This window comes from Halocynthiibacter sp. SDUM655004, assembly GCF_026015885.1.
Taxonomy (GTDB): domain Bacteria; phylum Pseudomonadota; class Alphaproteobacteria; order Rhodobacterales; family Rhodobacteraceae; genus Falsihalocynthiibacter; species Falsihalocynthiibacter halioticoli.
In genome coordinates this window covers 26,801-43,013 of sequence record NZ_JAPDUG010000003.1, presented here as the reverse complement: position 1 = coordinate 43,013, position 16,213 = coordinate 26,801, and the positions used below count along the sequence as shown (strand labels likewise).

At 53.7% G+C, this 16,213-nt stretch carries 19 protein-coding genes; 14 read left to right on the top strand and 5 right to left on the bottom strand.

Annotation, left to right across the window (positions count from 1 at the left end):
* Positions 1-18 precede the first annotated feature (18 nt).
* Entirely contained in the window at positions 19-513 is a 495-nt protein-coding gene (locus N9C89_RS13555; protein ID WP_394358517.1) for a L,D-transpeptidase family protein, read from the top strand.
* A gap of 21 nt (positions 514-534) precedes the next feature.
* Here N9C89_RS13555 and N9C89_RS13550 read toward each other — a convergent pair whose 3' ends face one another.
* On the bottom strand, positions 535-1,074 hold the full coding sequence (locus N9C89_RS13550) for a CAP domain-containing protein (RefSeq protein ID WP_263954508.1): 540 nt from the start codon (positions 1,072-1,074) through the stop codon (positions 535-537).
* A gap of 168 nt (positions 1,075-1,242) precedes the next feature.
* Between N9C89_RS13550 and N9C89_RS13545 the strand changes: the two genes are divergently transcribed.
* Positions 1,243-1,851, top strand: a complete 609-nt coding sequence (locus N9C89_RS13545) for a L,D-transpeptidase (RefSeq protein WP_263954507.1) — start codon at positions 1,243-1,245, stop codon at positions 1,849-1,851.
* A 54-nt stretch (positions 1,852-1,905) separates the two neighbouring features.
* On the opposite strand, the gene hemH is transcribed toward N9C89_RS13545, so the two are convergent.
* Both hemH and N9C89_RS13535 read right to left on the bottom strand, forming a co-directional pair.
* Complete coding sequence (gene hemH, locus N9C89_RS13540; RefSeq protein ID WP_263954506.1) at positions 1,906-2,928, bottom strand: ferrochelatase; 1,023 nt, start codon at positions 2,926-2,928, stop codon at positions 1,906-1,908.
* Positions 2,929-2,953: 25 nt separating this feature from the next.
* Positions 2,954-3,796, bottom strand: coding sequence for a methyltransferase domain-containing protein (locus N9C89_RS13535; RefSeq protein ID WP_263954505.1), 843 nt, complete (start codon positions 3,794-3,796; stop codon positions 2,954-2,956).
* Positions 3,797-3,839: 43 nt separating this feature from the next.
* Here N9C89_RS13535 and N9C89_RS13530 point away from each other — a divergent pair, with 43 nt between their 5' ends.
* The 4 genes from N9C89_RS13530 to N9C89_RS13515 are packed head-to-tail and all read left to right on the top strand — an operon-like array spanning position 3,840 to position 6,125.
* Positions 3,840-4,559 (top strand): ComF family protein, encoded by a 720-nt coding sequence (locus tag N9C89_RS13530; protein WP_263954504.1) that lies wholly within the window; start codon positions 3,840-3,842, stop codon positions 4,557-4,559.
* Positions 4,560-4,597: 38 nt separating this feature from the next.
* Complete coding sequence (gene grxC / locus N9C89_RS13525) at positions 4,598-4,855, top strand: glutaredoxin 3 (protein WP_263954503.1); 258 nt, start codon at positions 4,598-4,600, stop codon at positions 4,853-4,855.
* Between the two features lie 2 nt (positions 4,856-4,857).
* Positions 4,858-5,688 (top strand): carbon-nitrogen hydrolase family protein, encoded by an 831-nt coding sequence (locus N9C89_RS13520; RefSeq protein ID WP_263954502.1) that lies wholly within the window; start codon positions 4,858-4,860, stop codon positions 5,686-5,688.
* Entirely contained in the window at positions 5,685-6,125 is a 441-nt protein-coding gene (locus N9C89_RS13515) for a MarR family winged helix-turn-helix transcriptional regulator (protein ID WP_263954501.1), read from the top strand. The genes N9C89_RS13520 and N9C89_RS13515 overlap by 4 nt, the downstream gene beginning before the upstream one ends.
* On the opposite strand, the gene ubiG is transcribed toward N9C89_RS13515, so the two are convergent.
* Positions 6,122-6,868 (bottom strand): bifunctional 2-polyprenyl-6-hydroxyphenol methylase/3-demethylubiquinol 3-O-methyltransferase UbiG, encoded by a 747-nt coding sequence (ubiG, locus tag N9C89_RS13510; protein WP_263954500.1) that lies wholly within the window; start codon positions 6,866-6,868, stop codon positions 6,122-6,124. The two genes, N9C89_RS13515 and ubiG, sit on opposite strands and share 4 nt — an antisense overlap.
* Before the next feature lie 67 nt (positions 6,869-6,935).
* Between ubiG and pip the strand changes: the two genes are divergently transcribed.
* From pip to infB, 7 genes are all read left to right on the top strand, one after another.
* A complete protein-coding gene (pip, locus tag N9C89_RS13505; protein ID WP_263954499.1) occupies positions 6,936-7,925 on the top strand; it encodes a prolyl aminopeptidase in 990 nt (329 codons plus the stop codon).
* Between the two features lie 62 nt (positions 7,926-7,987).
* Positions 7,988-8,626 (top strand): CDGSH iron-sulfur domain-containing protein, encoded by a 639-nt coding sequence (locus N9C89_RS13500; RefSeq protein WP_263954498.1) that lies wholly within the window; start codon positions 7,988-7,990, stop codon positions 8,624-8,626.
* Positions 8,627-8,722: 96 nt separating this feature from the next.
* On the top strand, positions 8,723-9,361 hold the full coding sequence (locus N9C89_RS13495) for a class I SAM-dependent methyltransferase (RefSeq protein ID WP_263954497.1): 639 nt from the start codon (positions 8,723-8,725) through the stop codon (positions 9,359-9,361).
* Positions 9,362-9,500: 139 nt separating this feature from the next.
* The gene (rimP, locus tag N9C89_RS13490) at positions 9,501-10,076 is read left to right on the top strand and encodes a ribosome maturation factor RimP (protein ID WP_263954496.1); all 576 of its coding nucleotides are present in this window, start codon (positions 9,501-9,503) and stop codon (positions 10,074-10,076) included.
* A 2-nt stretch (positions 10,077-10,078) separates the two neighbouring features.
* A complete protein-coding gene (gene nusA, locus N9C89_RS13485; RefSeq protein ID WP_263954495.1) occupies positions 10,079-11,710 on the top strand; it encodes a transcription termination factor NusA in 1,632 nt (543 codons plus the stop codon).
* A gap of 17 nt (positions 11,711-11,727) precedes the next feature.
* Positions 11,728-12,360 (top strand): RNA-binding protein, encoded by a 633-nt coding sequence (locus N9C89_RS13480; protein WP_263954494.1) that lies wholly within the window; start codon positions 11,728-11,730, stop codon positions 12,358-12,360.
* Positions 12,357-14,882, top strand: coding sequence for a translation initiation factor IF-2 (gene infB / locus N9C89_RS13475; RefSeq protein ID WP_263954493.1), 2,526 nt, complete (start codon positions 12,357-12,359; stop codon positions 14,880-14,882). The genes N9C89_RS13480 and infB overlap by 4 nt, the downstream gene beginning before the upstream one ends.
* 85 nt (positions 14,883-14,967) lie before the next feature.
* On the opposite strand, the gene N9C89_RS13470 is transcribed toward infB, so the two are convergent.
* Entirely contained in the window at positions 14,968-15,534 is a 567-nt protein-coding gene (locus N9C89_RS13470) for a carboxymuconolactone decarboxylase family protein (protein ID WP_263954492.1), read from the bottom strand.
* A 98-nt stretch (positions 15,535-15,632) separates the two neighbouring features.
* Between N9C89_RS13470 and N9C89_RS13465 the strand changes: the two genes are divergently transcribed.
* The gene (locus N9C89_RS13465; protein ID WP_263954491.1) at positions 15,633-16,205 is read left to right on the top strand and encodes a TetR/AcrR family transcriptional regulator; all 573 of its coding nucleotides are present in this window, start codon (positions 15,633-15,635) and stop codon (positions 16,203-16,205) included.
* Positions 16,206-16,213 lie beyond the last annotated feature (8 nt).

Below are 16,213 nucleotides of genomic sequence, written 5' to 3'. Positions count from 1 at the left end.
ACAGTAACGGGCAGTAAAATGCGGGCAATCCTAATTGTCGCCATCACGGCGATTTCATTCGTTCTTTCCGGTTGTGGCGGAATGAAGCCTTATAACGGGCCAGAAGTCACACGGATTCTTGTCTATAAAGAAGATCGCAAGATGTTCTTGATGCACCATGACAAGGTGCTGAAGTCTTATGATATTCACCTTGGCTTTGAGCCAGTCGGACATAAGCAGTACGAAGGTGATGGGAAGACGCCAGAGGGCAGTTATCTTATCAACCGTCGAAATCCGAACAGTGATTTCTATCTTTCAATCGGAATGTCTTATCCGAACACCGATGATGTTCAGCGTGCGCGTGCCGTCGGCAAAAGCGCTGGTGGGGATATCTTTATTCACGGCGAAAGCCCTGACCCACGCTATAAAAACAAGAAAGACTGGACGTGGGGCTGTATCGCCGTCACCGATAAGGAGATGGAAGAGATTTACCCAATGGTGAATCTAGGCACCGTAATCTCGGTTTATCCTTAGATCAGGCGACTTAGAGATAATTCAGGAGTTACCGGCAATTCCACGCGGCTTGCCGGTGACCAGTGTCCACCAGATTTTGCCGTTGTCTTCCTGATACCAAGCAAAGCCCATTTCATTTGCAGCCGGATCCATAATCACGGCGCGCGTATCTGGCTGCTCCATCCAAGCGGCTAGAGTTTGAAGTTCGGTTTCATATGTTTCCGAAATCACTTCGCCAGCCAGCGTCCCGTTGTATCCGGTGCGTGCAACGCGATCGAGAGGGGAGGAACCATCAGAGCCAAAGTGCCATGGGCGGTTTTGTACAGACATATCGCGAGAATGGGTCGCTGCGGCGGCGGTGAGTTTGGAATCAAGCTCAAGCGGCTGCGCGCCTGCGGCCTCACGTAACACATTCACCGAATCCAGAACGGCGAACTGAACCTTGCCACTACTTGCGCTCGGGACTCGGTAAACTTTTGGGAGCGGCCGACCATAAGAATCGACGGTTGGCGCAGTGGATGTTGGCTCGCAAGCGGCCAATGCAATCATCGCGGAAACGGACAGAGCAATAAATTTGTTCATTTTAATATCCCAAAAGTGCTACATTATCCTCTTTAACGACAGAAACGTTGCGGTTCAAACCCACACAAGCGGGTTTCGGCCAAATGACGATTCTTTGAATTGCGACTGCGTCTTTCGCGCCATAATGTGCTGTCTGACTCGCTGTCGCGATAGATGAAGGAATTCCAGATGTCTGCATCAAAATCATTTAAATATAGCCGCCGCCGCTTTCTCGGAACTTCTGTTGCACTTGCAAGTGGGCTTGCAATGCCCGCAATCGCTCGTGATTCTTCCGGAGATATTGTTTTTGAACAAGCCCAGCCGCGCAATGACGTACGCCATAACATTTCGAGCTTCCGTTCGCTTGATTGGCGCCCTTATTTCAGCAACACCCGAAATGGTGCGATCCTTGTGGATGTGTCGTCCCGTGCGCTGCATTTCTGGTCTGACGATCAGTCGATCTACAAGCTGTATCCAACCTCTGTTCCGATCTCCGAAGATCTTACGCGCCGTGGGCGTACTAAGGTGATCCGTAAGGTTGAGGGTCCAAGCTGGGCTCCGACGCCGGCGATGAAGAAGCGTAATCCAGAGTGGCCGGACTTCATTCCGCCTGGTCCGACCAACCCTCTTGGAACACACGCGCTCTATTTGACTTGGACCTATTACCGTATCCACGGCACACAAGACACGCGTAAGATCGGCCGTAAGTCGTCAAACGGCTGTATTGGCCTGTACAACGAAAACATTGCAGAGCTCTATGCGCTGACCAAGAACGGCACGCAGGTTCTGATTATCTAATCGGAATGCTGTTTTATTAGGTTTTGAACGCGGGCAGGTCTTTCCTGCCCGTTTCTATGTCCAGCCTTGGAGGTTCTCTTTGATGATCGTGGTAAGAGCATTGATGTGCGCGGGCTGCTCATTCAGGCAAGGAATGTACGTAAAGCTTTCACCGCCGGCCTCTTCAAACGCTTCTTTGATCTCTTCGTTGATTTCCTCGAGTGTCTCGATGCAGTCGGCAGAGAAGGCAGGTGCAATCACCGCGATGTTCTTTTTGCCGGATTCAGCAAGGCGCGCGACCTCTTCAACGGTATAGGGCTTGAGCCATTCTTCAGGGCCAAACCGAGATTGAAAAGTGGTTACAATCTTGTCCTTGTCCCAGCCCAGCGCCTCGCGAACCAGTCGCGTAGTTTTCTGGCATTGGCAATGATAGGGATCGCCTTGTGTCAGGTAGCGCTCTGGCATGCCGTGATACGACGCAACGAGCAAATCAGGCTTTGTTTCGAGGTTTTCGTAAGCGTCGCGGATGGACCCAGCGAGGGCGTCGATATATTGCGGATGGTCAAAATAGGCGGGAACTGTTCGCACCGATGGTTGCCAAGGTTTATCGGCAAGCGCGGCGAAAAAAGCATCATTTGCTGTTGCGGTCGTTGCGCCCGCATATTGCGGATACAGCGGGAAGAAGAGGATTTTGTCACAGCCTTGTTCGATCAAAGCGGCGACCTTGGATTTTGTTGATGGGTTCCCGTACCGCATACAGAAATCAACAACTACGTCGTCACCAAACTCAGTCTCTAACGCAGCAGAAATAGCGTTTGTTTGGGCCTTTGTGATTGTCATCAACGGGCTTTCGCCGAGATCATGATTCCAGATGCTTTTGTAAGCCGCGCCGGATGAAAATGGGCGTTTGCTCAGAATGATGCCCTGTAGAATGGGCTGCCACTTCCATGCAGGGTAATCGATGACGCGCTGGTCTGAGAGAAACTCCGACAGGTATCGGCGCATCGACCAATAATCGTAATTGTCGGGCGTGCCGAGGTTTGCGATCAGAACACCGATTTTCGGCGTTGGAAGGCTTGGGTGGTTGGCTGGTTTCATACTGGCGATCCTGTTGCGCGCGGGCTTAGGGTTGTGTCTTGGCGGAGCTATTCGGAATGGTCAACTCAGACGTGCCAAGGGCATCTGCTAGTCTTGTGGTTGCTGAACCGGGGCGCAGCGGTTTCTGCTGGCTATCATCTGGTGCCCATCCGGTTAGATAGACAATTTCAAATGTGGCTCTAATGCGCCCTGATTCACTTGGAAAATGGGTCGCATAGGTTTCAACAATCTTCTCGATTTGCGAGCGGGTAAGTGGCTTCTTGTGGCGCTGGGCCAATGCGTTGCCTTCGCCCATATGTCGCAGATCATGCATAAGTCGCACCGCGTCGGAATAGGTCACAGTTTTGACGGCGGAGTCCGCGACAGGGAGTGCGAAGCCAGCGCGCTGGAGTAGGCCGCCGAGGTCACGAATTTCGGCCATCGGAGCAACACGAGGGGAGATGCCCCCAGTCGTTGCGCTTTCGACCTCTGCCAAAACGCTGCGGAGTTCTGCGAGGGTTTGCCCGCCGAACATCGCGCCGATGAACAATCCATCAGGCTTGAGAGCGCGGCGAGACTGAACAAGCTGGCCCACGGGATCATTCGCCCAATGAAGGCAAAGCGCGTGGATAACGAGGTCGTGGGCTTGTTGCTCAAGTGAAAGAACGTCTGTGTCGCTGATAATCTTGGCGTTCGGGAAACACTCGCGCCAAATTTCGGGGAAAGCGGTCACGATGGCCGGGTTTGTAAACCTTCTGTTAACCTCGGTGAGTCTTTCCTGAATTTCATCAGCCGTGTCGAGCTGAAGAAACAGCGCGTCGTGCTGCGCGCGGGCGCGGTGCAATTCGAGCGCTTTTCTTTCGGTAAGCTCTGGTGGCTGGTTATTCATTCTGTGTCCTTTGTTCGGCGCAATTTAGAAAGGTTTTAAAGGAATGCAAAGGCTTCTCCGAGCGGTCTTTCCGCCGCAGTGTATTGGCTGTGGTGACATGGTGGAGTCTGAGGGGGCCCTCTGTGGCCCCTGTTGGCGCGATACACGCTTTATTACTGGGGTCGTTTGCGATTGTTGCGGGTCTCCGTTGATGGGCGAGGTTGTTGAAGGAGAAACACTATATTGTGATGAGTGTCTGGAGGGCCGACGCGTCTGGGACAGAGGGCGCGCGGCGTTTCTCTATAAGGATACAGGTCGCAAGCTTGTTCTGGCACTGAAGCACGGGGATCGACTTGATGTGGTGAAGCCCGCTGCGGAATGGATGTCGCGCGCAGCAGAAGAGATCGTGGATGATGACACGATTGTTGCGCCCATTCCTTTGCATTGGACACGGTTTATGAAGCGCCGCTTTAACCAATCCGCGCTTCTTTCCAAAGAAATTGCAAACAACCTGCACCTTGAGCATGTGCCCGAGTTGCTCCGACGCGTGAAGCGCACCCAGAGCCTTGAAGGACAAACTGCGGGCAAACGGCGCAAGACATTGAGCAACGCGATCATGCCGCATCCCAAATATTGGCAGCGCATGGAGGGGCGGTCGGTGCTTCTGGTTGATGATGTTCTGACGACGGGAGCGACGATCAACGCCGCAGCACGCGCCTGCATTGCATCATTGGCGAGCGAAGTGAACGTTATCGCACTAGCGCGCGTTGAAAGAGACAGCTAAATCTCCATATATGCACCGACCAAGTAACAGGATTTGAGATGCAAACTGTAGAGATTTACACCACACAAACATGCGGCTTCTGCCACGCGGCAAAGCGGCTTCTGAACAGCAAGTCGGTAAGCTTTGTTGAATTTGACGTTTCCCGCGACCCTGCGTTGCGCCAAAAAATGACACAACGCGCCAACGGCGGGCGGACCGTTCCACAGATTTTTGTGGGCGATACGCATGTTGGCGGATGCGATGACCTTTATGCATTGGAGCAGCGCGGCAAGCTTGACGCATTGCTGGCTGGGTAATCATGCGGGTCGGGCTTTGCCAGCTGAACTCCTCGGATTCACCCAAAGAGAATCTGCCCGTTATTCTCGGCATGATCTGCGAGGCGGCCGAGAAGGGCGCGGAGTTCGTGCTGACGCCTGAAGTGTCCAACTGCGTTTCGAATTCGCGTAAACATCAGCAAGCGGTGCTAAGTTTTCAAAGCGAGGACGAAACGCTTGCGGCTATCCGGAACGAAGCAGCGACGCTCGGCATTTGGATACTGATCGGCTCGCTCGGGATTAAGCTGGAAAACGAGGACCGCTTCGCCAATCGGTCTTTCCTGATCTCTCCAACAGGCGAGATCACGGCGAGCTATGACAAAATCCACATGTTCGATGTCGAGCTTTCGGAAACGGAAACTTACAAAGAAAGCGCGGGATACCGTCCCGGCGAAGATGCGGTCGTTGCAGAAACACCTTTGGGCAACGTCGGAATGACGGTGTGTTATGACGTGCGCTTTCCACAGCTTCACAGAGCCTTGGCCGAAGCCGGCGCGCAGATCATCACGCAGCCGGCGGCCTTTACAGCTGTTTCGGGTGAGGCGCATTGGCATGTTTTGCTTCGCGCTCGGGCGATTGAAACGGGTTGTTTCGTTTTGGCGCCAGCGCAATGTGGCAGCCATCGCCAACAAGACGGGTCAGAGCGCAGAACTTACGGGCATTCGCTCGTGGTATCGCCATGGGGCGAGGTGCTAGCAGATGCAGGCGAAGACCCTGGCGTGATGATTGTTGACATCGACGTTGATGAGGTTGAAACAGCGCGGCAAAAAATTCCCTCGCTAAAAAATGCTCGGGCGTTTAAAAAACCGTCATGACCGATCAACACAATTCCCTTGCGATTTCGCTGTTTAGCGAGATTTTCATGGCTGATCAGCTTGCGCGCAACAGGCTGGGAAAAGCTTTGCCTAAGGGAATGGAGCTATCGCATTTTTCGGTTTTGAACCACCTGATGCACGTAAGTAGCGAACGCTCGCCCGCGCAGTTGGCAAAAGCCTTTTCGGTAACACGCGGGGCGATGACCAACACGCTCTCAAAACTAGAGGCGGCAGGGCATGTTCATATCCGCCCCGATTGGGATGATGCGCGGCGTAAGTTCGTAGCGATTAGCCCGTCTGGTCGGCGCGCCTGTGAGGCGGCATTGACTGCTATTGCACCGGCGGTTGCCAGTGTGGTCGGCGATATCGGGTCGGATAAGGTGCGTTCGATATTACCTGTGCTGCGCGAACTGCGCGTTCGCTTGGCCGAAAATTAGGCTGGTTTGACGCTTGCGGTGACGTAATTCACCGAGAGATCACGATCAGAAATCGACCAACTCCATGTAATCGGATTAAACACAAACCCCTTGCGGTCTACGGGTCTTAGGCTCGCGCTTTCTATGAGTTGGTAGAGTTCGTCGGGCGTAATGAATTTATTCCATTCATGCGTGCCCTTTGGCAGCCAGCGCATGATGTGTTCTGCTCCGATGATCGCCATCGCGAAGCTTTTCGGGTTGCGGTTAATTGTGCTGCACAACATCAAGCCACCTGGATTGAGAAGCGTTTGGCAGGCGGTCAAAAAACCCTGTGGATCAGCCACATGCTCCACAACTTCCATATTGAGCACGACATCAAACCGTTCGCCCTCATCTGCGATCGCTTCTGCTGTTGTGTTGCGATAGTCGATCTCAAGCCCTTGCGATTGTGCATGAACCTGCGCCACGGGAATATTGCCCGCCGCCGCATCCGCGCCCACAACTGTTGCCCCAAGCCGCGCCATAGGTTCAGACAAAAGCCCGCCCCCGCAACCAATATCGATGATCCGCAGCCCTTCAAACGGTTTGTTGGCCGTCAGGTCACGGTCAAACTCTGCTGCGATTTGCTGTGTGATGTAATCAAGCCGACAGGGATTGAGCATATGAAGCGGCTTGAACTTCCCGTTCGGATCCCACCACTCTGCCGCCATGGCTTCGAACTTCGCGACTTCTTGCGGGTCGATTGTGTTGGTTTCTGTTGTCATCTGATCCTCACAGGTTGGTGGCGATTTGTCATGGGCAAGCCAGCTACTCCCCCTATATAGTAATTGCATGGACAGAATCTCACGCCAAAACAGCGCATCCGACTATCTTTTTTCGGCAATTGAACCGTTTCATCGGCAAATGCTTGATGTTGGTGACGGTCACGAAATCTATGTTGAGCAATGCGGCAACCCGTTGGGGCTGCCTGTTGTGGTGTTGCACGGCGGTCCTGGCGGCGGCTGTTCGCCCATGATGCGCCGGTTTTTCGATCCGGCAATCTATCGAGTGATCCTGTTTGATCAACGGGGGTGCGGGCGGTCACGCCCCAATGCTTCGGTCGAGGCCAACACGACATGGCATCTTGTTGAAGATATTGAGAAAATTAGAGAGCACCTTGGCATAAGCCGCTGGATTGTTTTTGGCGGAAGCTGGGGCGCAACGCTTGCGCTTGTTTATGCCGAAACTCATCCTGCCGCGGTGGCGCATTTGGTACTGCGCGGAGTTTTCCTTGCTACGCAGCGGGAGCTTGATTGGTTCTATGGTGGCGGTGCTGCACGGTTTTATCCCGAGGTTTGGCATTCGTTCGAAGAGCTGATTCCCGAAGATGAGCGCGGTGATATGATCGCGGCATATAACAAACGTTTGTTCTCAGGTGATCGCGCGGTAGAGACGCGATACGCGCAATCATGGGCTGCGTGGGAAAATGCGCTTGCCTCGGTTACGTCGAATGGCCGCTCCATGACACCGCCAGCGGACTACGCAAGAGCGTTTTCGCGGCTTGAGAACCATTACTTCCTCAATAAAGTGTTTCTATCTGAGGATGGGTATATTCTTCAAAATATTGAAAAGATTAAGCATATTGGTGTTTCAATTGTGCAAGGCCGTCAGGATATGGTTTGCCCTCCCGAGGCAGCACAGGCGCTTGCCGCGCGTCATCCAAAGTGTGATCTGACGATGGTTCCGGTTGCGGGGCATGCAATGTCAGAGCCGGAAATTACCCGCGCGTTGATCCAAATTACAGACCGCCTCACCTTTCAGAAAGCTGAACTCCATCTCTAGCACGGCTTGATTTGCCGCGCTGTGTCTCGCAAGCTTCCAAAAGCCAACATCGGGAGGAAGCTATGAGTGACTCAAACGACGATGCCGCCAAAACTCCAGAGATCGAACCAGTAGAGAACGGCCCGCTTCGCGTGAAGGGGGAATTGAACCTCGTTGGAGCGGACGCCGAGGGAAAGAACGTGATGTTTCTTTGTCGGTGTGGGAACAGCAAGAATAAGCCGTTTTGCGACGGCAGCCATAAGAAAACAGGGTTTTCGTCAGAGCGCGGTAAACCTGCGGGCCGAGATCGGTTGGTCCCGTTTGAGGGTGAAGAGATCGTCGTTTACTTTAACCCGATGCTTTGTGCCCATGCTGCGGAATGTAATCGTATCGCTGCCCATGTGTTTGACGCTAAGAAGCGGCCATGGATTGAGCCGGATAAAGGAACCCGTGAAGAGATCGAAGCGGTGATTGCCGGATGTCCGTCCGGCGCGCTGACTATGGCGGCGAAGGGCGAAGACCCAACGCACCTTGTGCCCGATGGGCCGCGTGTGACTGTTGAGAAAAATGGCCCGTATTGGGTTGCTGATGTGGAGCTGAAGTCTCCGAAACAGGGCGAAGGCATGTCAGAGCGAAAATATGTTCTTTGTCGATGTGGTCGGTCCGGAAACAAGCCGTTCTGTGACGGTACGCATCGTGATATCGGTTGGGTTGCTGAATAGAGACAGTCGCTGGCAATGTTTGCGCACCCATTGATTTGATCGGTGTTGAGGTCGATTCAGTTTCCATTGATTTAGAAATTTTTGGGAGTGGCCGTAATGGGGCAGTCGGTTTGGTTCTGGAATGCTATTGCGAAAAATTACGCAAAGTCGCCTATTACAAATGAGGCTGCGTACCAACATAAGCTCGAAACGACCCAAAGCTACCTCACACCAGATATGGATGTTTTGGAAATTGGCTGCGGTACTGGGTCAACGGCGATTGTTCATGCACCTTTAGTGCGCTCGTATCTCGCCACAGATTTTTCTGACAAGATGTTAGCGATTGCCAAGAAAAAGGTGCGTGCAGCAGGGCTGTCCAATCTTACGGTCGACAAGCTTGATATTGATGCAATGGGATATGAAGCCAACAGCTTTGATGCGGTTCTGGCGATGTCGATTCTTCATTTGCTGCCGGATTACAAACAGGTCGTGAAACAGCTGTATGATGTGGTGAAGCCAGGCGGCTTTCTTATCTCGAGCACTGTTTGTATGTCGGAGATCAATGGCTTGCCGGGTATCTTTGGCAACACGATTGTACCCGCATTGAGTAAAATCAATCTGATGCCTCCTGTTCAGCGGTTTGATAAATCCGAGTTGGAAGCGAGCATTACCGATGTTGGATTTGCGCTTGATCACGTCTGGCAGCCCAAGCGAGGCGAAGCAGTGTTTATCGTTGCGCAGAAGCCCGCAAAATAGCTGAGTCTATTTGGGCCTTGTAGACTCAGGCGTTTGCACGTATATCCCTTTTCAACAGCGGCGCGTTGGGGTCCACTCCCAATGCCCACCGAAATTCTCAACGGGCCGCGCAGCCCGTTTTTTTGTGCTTGGAGATACCTTGTCTGATCTTGTTGCTACAGCTGCTATTGATCGCCGTCTGGCCGGTATAGTTCAGCCCGTTATCGAGGATATGGGGTTTGAATTGGTCCGTGTGCGGCTCATGGGTGGCGAAGAGAAAACGCTGCAGTTGATGGTTCAGAAACCTGACGGCAGCATGGAAATTGAAGATTGCGCCAAGGTTTCGACCGAGGTTGGTGCAACGCTTGATGTCGAAGACCCGATTGACGGGCTCTATTCGCTTGAGGTCTCGAGCCCTGGTATCGACCGCCCGCTCACGCGGATGAAGGATTTTGAGCTTTGGCATGGTTATGAGGCTAAGCTTGAAACAGCTGAACTGATTGATGGCCGTCGCCGTTTCAAAGGCAAGCTCGCGGGAACCGAAGATGACGAGGTTCTGATCACGATTTCCGAAGGGACAATCGGCCTCAAGTTTGACTGGCTGGTAGATGCCAAGCTGGTCCTGACAGACGAATTAATCGCGGAAATGCTCAAGCAACGTAAAGCGGCGGGCATCGTGAACGAAGACGATTTCGACGAGATTAAAACAGAAACTGACGCTTCTAAGGAGCAGTGACAATGGCAATTACTTCAGCCAACCAGCTTGAGCTTTTGCAAACCGCCGAAGCGGTCGCACGTGAAAAGATGATCGATCCCGATCTGGTTGTTCAAGCGATGGAAGAATCCCTCGCACGGGCCGCCAAATCGCGTTACGGCGCCGAAATGGATATCCGCGTCAGCATTGACCGCAAAACCGGCCGCGCCACATTCACACGGGTTCGCACCGTGGTTGAAGACGATATGGTTGAGAACCACCTCGCCGAACTGACTGTTGCGCAAGCCCGCGATTATCTTGAAAACCCAGAAGTGGGCGCAGAGATCATTGACGAGGTTCCGCCAGTAGAGATGGGCCGTATCGCGGCGCAATCTGCCAAGCAGGTGATCCTTCAGAAGGTGCGCGAAGCCGAGCGTGATCGCCAGTACGAAGAGTTCAAAGACCGCGCAGGCACCATCATCAATGGTGTTGTTAAGCGCGAAGAGTACGGCAATGTCATCGTTGATGTGGGTCGTGGCGAAGGTATCCTGCGCCGCAACGAGAAGATCGGCCGCGAGAGCTATCGCCCGAATGATCGTATCCGCTGCTATATCAAAGATGTGCGTCGCGAAGTGCGTGGCCCTCAGATTTTCCTGAGCCGGACAGACCCGCAATTCATGGCTGAACTGTTCAAGATGGAAGTGCCGGAGATTTACGACGGTATCATCGACATCAAGGCTGTTGCCCGTGACCCAGGTTCGCGCGCCAAGATCGCAGTGATCTCTTACGATGGTTCGATTGACCCTGTAGGTGCCTGTGTTGGTATGCGCGGTAGCCGTGTTCAGGCCGTTGTGAACGAGCTTCAGGGCGAGAAAATCGACATCATTCCTTGGAATGACGATGCGCCAACCTTCCTTGTGAACGCGCTTCAGCCCGCTGAAGTGTCCAAGGTTGTGCTTGACGAAGAAGCCGAGCGTATTGAGGTTGTTGTGCCTGATGAGCAGCTTTCGCTTGCCATTGGTCGCCGTGGTCAGAACGTTCGCCTTGCGAGCCAGTTGACCGGTCTTGATATCGACATTTTGACAGAGGCCGAAGAATCCGAGCGTCGTCAGAAAGAGTTCGCTGCACGCACAAGCCTGTTCATGGAAGCGCTCGACCTCGACGAGTTCTTTGCGCAGCTTCTCGTGTCCGAAGGCTTCACCAACCTCGAAGAGGTGGCTTACGTTGAAGTAGACGAGCTATTGGTGATTGACGGTGTTGACGAAGATACAGCCGGAGAGCTTCAAGCTCGTGCGCGTGACTACCTCGAAGCCGCTAATAAAAAGGCGCTGGAAGAGGCACGTGAACTCGGCGTTGAAGACAGCCTGGTTGCATTTGATGGTCTGACACCCCAAATGGTACTTGCGCTTGCAAAAGATGGAGTGAAAACCCTCGAAGACTTCGCAACATGCGCGGATTGGGAGCTTGCCGGTGGTTGGACCACTGAAAACGGCGAGCGTAAAAAGGACGATGGCGTTCTTGAGCCCTTCGATGTTTCGCTCGAAGAAGCGCAGAATCTGGTTATGACCGCCCGCATTATGCTTGGGTGGGTCGATCCGACAGAACTGGAAGCCGAAGCAGAAGAAGAAGCTGCGGAAGAAAGTTCCGAAGACGCAACAGAGGAGACCGAAGCGTAAAGCTTCGGGTAACCTGAATGGCGCGCGGCGGTCGAAAAAACGAACGGGAAAACCCCGAACGACGGTGCATTGCCACCGGCGAGACACGGGATAAATCCGAGATGATCCGGTTTGTGATCGGACCGGAGAACACCGTTTTTGCGGATGTTGCCGGAAAGCTTCCGGGGCGCGGCATCTGGGTGACGGCTGATCGCGCGGCTTTAGAGAAGGCTGCCAATAAGGGGCTGTTCTCCAAGGCGGCCAAACAAGCGGTCAAGGTGCCGGAAACCTTGGTTGATGATACCGAAGCTGCGCTTGCGCGGCGGGTCGTAGACTATATCTCTTTGGCGCGGAAAGCGGGCCGGGCGATCACGGGCTACGAAAAAGTTAAGGGTTGGCTTGAGGCGGAGCAGGCGAAAGTCTTGTTTCAGGCCAGCGATGGGTCGGAGCGTGGAAAATCCAAGCTTCGCCCCCCTCGAGACAGAGACCTATATATCGATATGCTTACGGCATCGGAATTGGGTTTGGCTTTCGGGCGGGAAAATGTGATACATGGCGCGCTTGCATCTGGCGGACTCACCGATAGTGCGGTAGAGGATGCCAAACGTCTTAGAGGCGTGCGCGCAAATGGCGGTGGAACATCCACCGAGAAGGGTACGAAGACCACATGAGCGATAGTGACGGCAAAAAAACACTGGGAATTCGCGGCGGCGCAGGACGTCCGGGCAATGTAAAGCAGAGCTTTAGCCACGGACGGACAAAGAACGTTGTTGTTGAGACAAAACGCAAGCGCGTTGTTGTTCCCAAGCCTGGTGCGGCAAAAGCAAACGTGAGCTCGGCTTCGGTTGGTGATCCTTCGCGTCGTCCGGCAGGCATTTCGGATGCCGAGATGGAGCGCCGTTTGGCGGCTCTGAAGCTTGCAAAAGCGCGCGAGGCCGAAGAAGCAGCGAAGCGCGAAGCTGAAGAAAAGCAGCGCGCCGAAGATCGTGCCCGCCGCCGTGCGGAGATCGAGGCTAAAGAAGCCGAAGAAAAAGAACGTGCCGAGCGTGCGAAGGCCAAGGCTGAAGAAGAAGAGCGCGCCCGTAAAGAAGCAGAGATCGCCAAGGAGCGCGCAGAGGCCGAAAAAGCCGCTAAATCTGCAGCGCCCAAGAAAGCTGCACGCCCTGCCGATCCGGCAGAGGTTGAAGCAGCGGCGAGCCGTCCAGCAGGACGTCCGTCTTCTGCTCCACGCAAAAGCAACGACCGCAATGATCGCAATGATCGCCCATCCAAAAACGCTGGCGAAGATAAGCGTCGTTCCGGCAAGCTGACGCTGAACCAAGCGCTGCGCGGTGGTGACGGTGGCCGTCAGCGGTCCATGGCATCGATGAAGCGTAAGCAAGAGCGTGCGCGTCAAAAGGCTATGGGTGGTCAGGTCGAGCGCGAAAAGGTTGTTCGTGATGTTCAGGTGCCGGAAGCGATTGTTGTTTCCGAGCTTGCAAACCGTATGGCCGAACGTGTTGGTGACGTTGTTAAAGCGCTCATGAACATGGGCATGATGGTTACGCAGAACCAAACAATTGATGCTGATACAGCCGAGCTTATTGTCGAAGAATTCGGCCACAAGATTTCGCGCGTTTCTGCGTCTGACGTTGAGGACGTAATCGCTGACGTTCAAGATGATGAGGAAAAACTGGTTTCCCGTCCTCCTGTCATCACGGTTATGGGCCACGTTGACCACGGTAAAACTTCGCTTTTGGATGCGATCCGTAAGGCGAAAGTTGTTGCTGGCGAGGCTGGCGGTATTACCCAGCACATCGGCGCCTATCAGGTGAAAACTGATGAAGGTAAGCTTCTGACGTTCCTCGATACTCCGGGCCACGCGGCGTTTACGTCGATGCGGGCTCGTGGTGCTCAAGTAACGGATATTGTTGTGCTTGTGGTTGCCGCCGATGACGCGGTGATGCCACAGACAATCGAAGCGATCCACCACGCCAAAGCTGCTGGTGTGCCGATGATTGTAGCGATTAACAAAATTGATCGTCCGGAAGCCAACCCAGACAAAGTTCGCACCGATCTCCTTCAGCACGAAGTGATCGTTGAGAAAATGTCCGGTGAAGTTCAGGACGTTGAAGTTTCGGCTATCAACGGTACGGGTCTGGATGATCTGCTTGAGGCTATTTCGCTTCAGGCTGAACTGCTTGATCTCAAAGCTAACCCTGATCGCGCCGCAAACGGTGCTGTGATCGAGGCGCAGCTTGACGTTGGTCGTGGTCCTGTGGCGACGGTTCTTGTTCAAAACGGTACGCTGCACAAAGGCGATATCTTTGTTGTTGGTGAACAGTGGGGCCGCGTGCGTGCGCTCTTGAGCGACAAAGGCGACCGTATCAATGACGCTGGCCCTTCGGTTCCGGTAGAGGTTCTTGGCCTCAACGGTACACCTGAAGCGGGTGACGTTCTGAACGTTGTTGAGACAGAGGCACAGGCTCGCGAGATTGCGGATTACCGTGCTCATGCCGCCAAAGAAAAGCGCGCTGCGATTGGTGCTGCAACAACTCTCGAACAGCTTATGGCAAAAGCCAAAGACGACGAGAACGTTGCCGAGCTTCCGATCCTTGTGAAAGCAGACGTGCAGGGTTCTGCCGAAGCGATCGTTCAGGCGATGGAGAAAATCGGCAACGACGAAGTGCGCGTTCGCGTTCTTCACTCTGGCGTTGGTGCTATCACGGAATCGGATATCGGCCTTGCCGAAGCGTCCGAAGCGCCTGTGTTTGGCTTTAACGTGCGGGCTAATGCCTCTGCGCGGAACTCGGCCAACCAGAAGGGCGTTGAGATCCGCTATTACTCGGTGATCTATGACCTTGTGGATGATGTGAAAGCGGCGGCTTCCGGCCTTCTCTCCGCAGAAATCCGCGAAAACTTCATCGGTTACGCGTCGATCAAGGAAGTGTTCAAGGTTACCGGTGTTGGCCGCGTTGCTGGTTGTATCGTGACCGAAGGCGTTGCCCGCCGCAGCGCTGGTGTACGCCTGCTGCGCGACGATGTTGTGATCCACGAAGGCACGCTGAAAACGCTGAAACGCTTCAAAGACGAAGTGAAGGAAGTTCAGTCCGGTCAGGAATGCGGTATGGCTTTCGAGAACTACGACGACATCCGTCCTGGCGATGTGATCGAAATCTTCGAGCGCGAGTCAGTCGAGCGGACACTGAAGTAAGTTCGCAAAAAGACATAAGAAAAGGGGCCGTGTTCGCGGCCCCTTTTTTGTTGCGTGAGTGAAATTGCTAAAAGAGCAGAGGGTCTTATACCTCTAGCGGTTTGTCGCTGCGCTCCCACTTAAGCGGGTGGAACACTTCATCGACAGGAGTCACGGCGAGGTGGTTCACGTAGTTTGACATAGTCTTCTGAGCCAAGCCCAAAATCACGTCCAGTACCGCGCGGTGGCCATAACCGGCATCAAAGAATGCCTGCATTTGAGCTTCGCTTAGATTGCCGCGCTCACGCACCATTTGAACTGTAAATGTACGGAGAGCTTCGAGCTTCTCGGAGGGAAGCGGCGTCTCGTTGCGCAGCGCTTCTGTGATTTCGTCAGAAACCTTCATCATCTTTGCGATGCCTGTGTGGGCCGGAACGCAATAGTGGCACTCATGCTCAACGTTGATCGACTGCCAAACAACTGTCAGTTCGTCAGCGTCAAAGTCGGTTTCGGTAAAGAGCTTGTGGAGGAGTTGGTAAGCTTCATAGGCCTGTGGGCTTTCTGCCAGCACCTTGTGCAAGCCAGGAAGGCGGCCGAATGCCTTCTGGGAGTTCTCGAGCAGCGGTTTGGAAGCCTCTGGAGCGGAGTCCATATCGTGGGATGGGAAAGTCAATTTAACGTCCTTTCGAATTGGTGATGATTGTTATTTAGGCTTTCTTGAGTGATCACTCAAGTATATAATTGAGCAAACACTCAAATATTGGTGATGTCATGCCTCGGAAGCCAAATTATGATAGAAATGAACTGATCGGACGCGCCCGAGACTTGTTCTGGCGACAGGGCTGGGCGGGTACATCGCTCAAGGACCTTGAGGCGACGTTGCAGATGAAGCCGGGAAGCTTTTATGCGGCCTTCGGGTCAAAAGATGCCTTGTTCAAGCTCGCTCTGGAGCGATATGCCTCTGAGGGGCGGGCGCGTTTAAGGAAGCTTGCCGACGAAGAAGGGCCATTGAAGGCGCTTCAACGTTTTCCCGCGATGGTGGTTGAAAATAGCGACGCACCAGCCAAGGCCTGCATGCTCTCAAAAACACTGCTGGAACTGCAAGCGCACAACAGCCCGTTGTCCGAGGATGCAAACCAGCATTTGCTGAAGATGGAGAGCCAATTCGCCAATCTTTTTCAGGAAGCGCAAAGCGACGGATCGATTGCCGCTACCCATGATCCGAAGGTGCTCGCTCGCAGATATCAGTCCGACCTATTGGGCCTAAGAGTATCTGCGGAGCGCGACGGGATCGATGCCGAAGCAATTGCACAGGAAATCGCGGATGGTTTGGCGCAACTTTGATTTGGTTG

Excerpts from the sequence above, each read along its gene's own strand:
- N9C89_RS13480 (WP_263954494.1), top strand. The coding sequence starts at position 11,728 with ATGGCGCGCGGCGGTCGAAAAAACGAACGGGAAAACCCCGAACGACGG.
- N9C89_RS13530 (WP_263954504.1), top strand. The coding sequence starts at position 3,840 with ATGCAAAGGCTTCTCCGAGCGGTCTTTCCGCCGCAGTGTATTGGCTGT.
- N9C89_RS13465 (WP_263954491.1), top strand. The coding sequence starts at position 15,633 with ATGCCTCGGAAGCCAAATTATGATAGAAATGAACTGATCGGACGCGCC.
- grxC (WP_263954503.1), top strand. The coding sequence starts at position 4,598 with ATGCAAACTGTAGAGATTTACACCACACAAACATGCGGCTTCTGCCAC.
- N9C89_RS13500 (WP_263954498.1), top strand. The coding sequence starts at position 7,988 with ATGAGTGACTCAAACGACGATGCCGCCAAAACTCCAGAGATCGAACCA.
- N9C89_RS13555 (WP_394358517.1), top strand. The coding sequence starts at position 19 with ATGCGGGCAATCCTAATTGTCGCCATCACGGCGATTTCATTCGTTCTT.
- pip (WP_263954499.1), top strand. The coding sequence starts at position 6,936 with ATGGACAGAATCTCACGCCAAAACAGCGCATCCGACTATCTTTTTTCG.
- N9C89_RS13495 (WP_263954497.1), top strand. The coding sequence starts at position 8,723 with ATGGGGCAGTCGGTTTGGTTCTGGAATGCTATTGCGAAAAATTACGCA.
- N9C89_RS13550 (WP_263954508.1), bottom strand. The coding sequence starts at position 1,074 with ATGAACAAATTTATTGCTCTGTCCGTTTCCGCGATGATTGCATTGGCC.
- infB (WP_263954493.1), top strand. The coding sequence starts at position 12,357 with ATGAGCGATAGTGACGGCAAAAAAACACTGGGAATTCGCGGCGGCGCA.
- N9C89_RS13520 (WP_263954502.1), top strand. The coding sequence starts at position 4,858 with ATGCGGGTCGGGCTTTGCCAGCTGAACTCCTCGGATTCACCCAAAGAG.
- N9C89_RS13545 (WP_263954507.1), top strand. The coding sequence starts at position 1,243 with ATGTCTGCATCAAAATCATTTAAATATAGCCGCCGCCGCTTTCTCGGA.
- N9C89_RS13535 (WP_263954505.1), bottom strand. The coding sequence starts at position 3,796 with ATGAATAACCAGCCACCAGAGCTTACCGAAAGAAAAGCGCTCGAATTG.
- N9C89_RS13515 (WP_263954501.1), top strand. The coding sequence starts at position 5,685 with ATGACCGATCAACACAATTCCCTTGCGATTTCGCTGTTTAGCGAGATT.
- nusA (WP_263954495.1), top strand. The coding sequence starts at position 10,079 with ATGGCAATTACTTCAGCCAACCAGCTTGAGCTTTTGCAAACCGCCGAA.
- ubiG (WP_263954500.1), bottom strand. The coding sequence starts at position 6,868 with ATGACAACAGAAACCAACACAATCGACCCGCAAGAAGTCGCGAAGTTC.
- hemH (WP_263954506.1), bottom strand. The coding sequence starts at position 2,928 with ATGAAACCAGCCAACCACCCAAGCCTTCCAACGCCGAAAATCGGTGTT.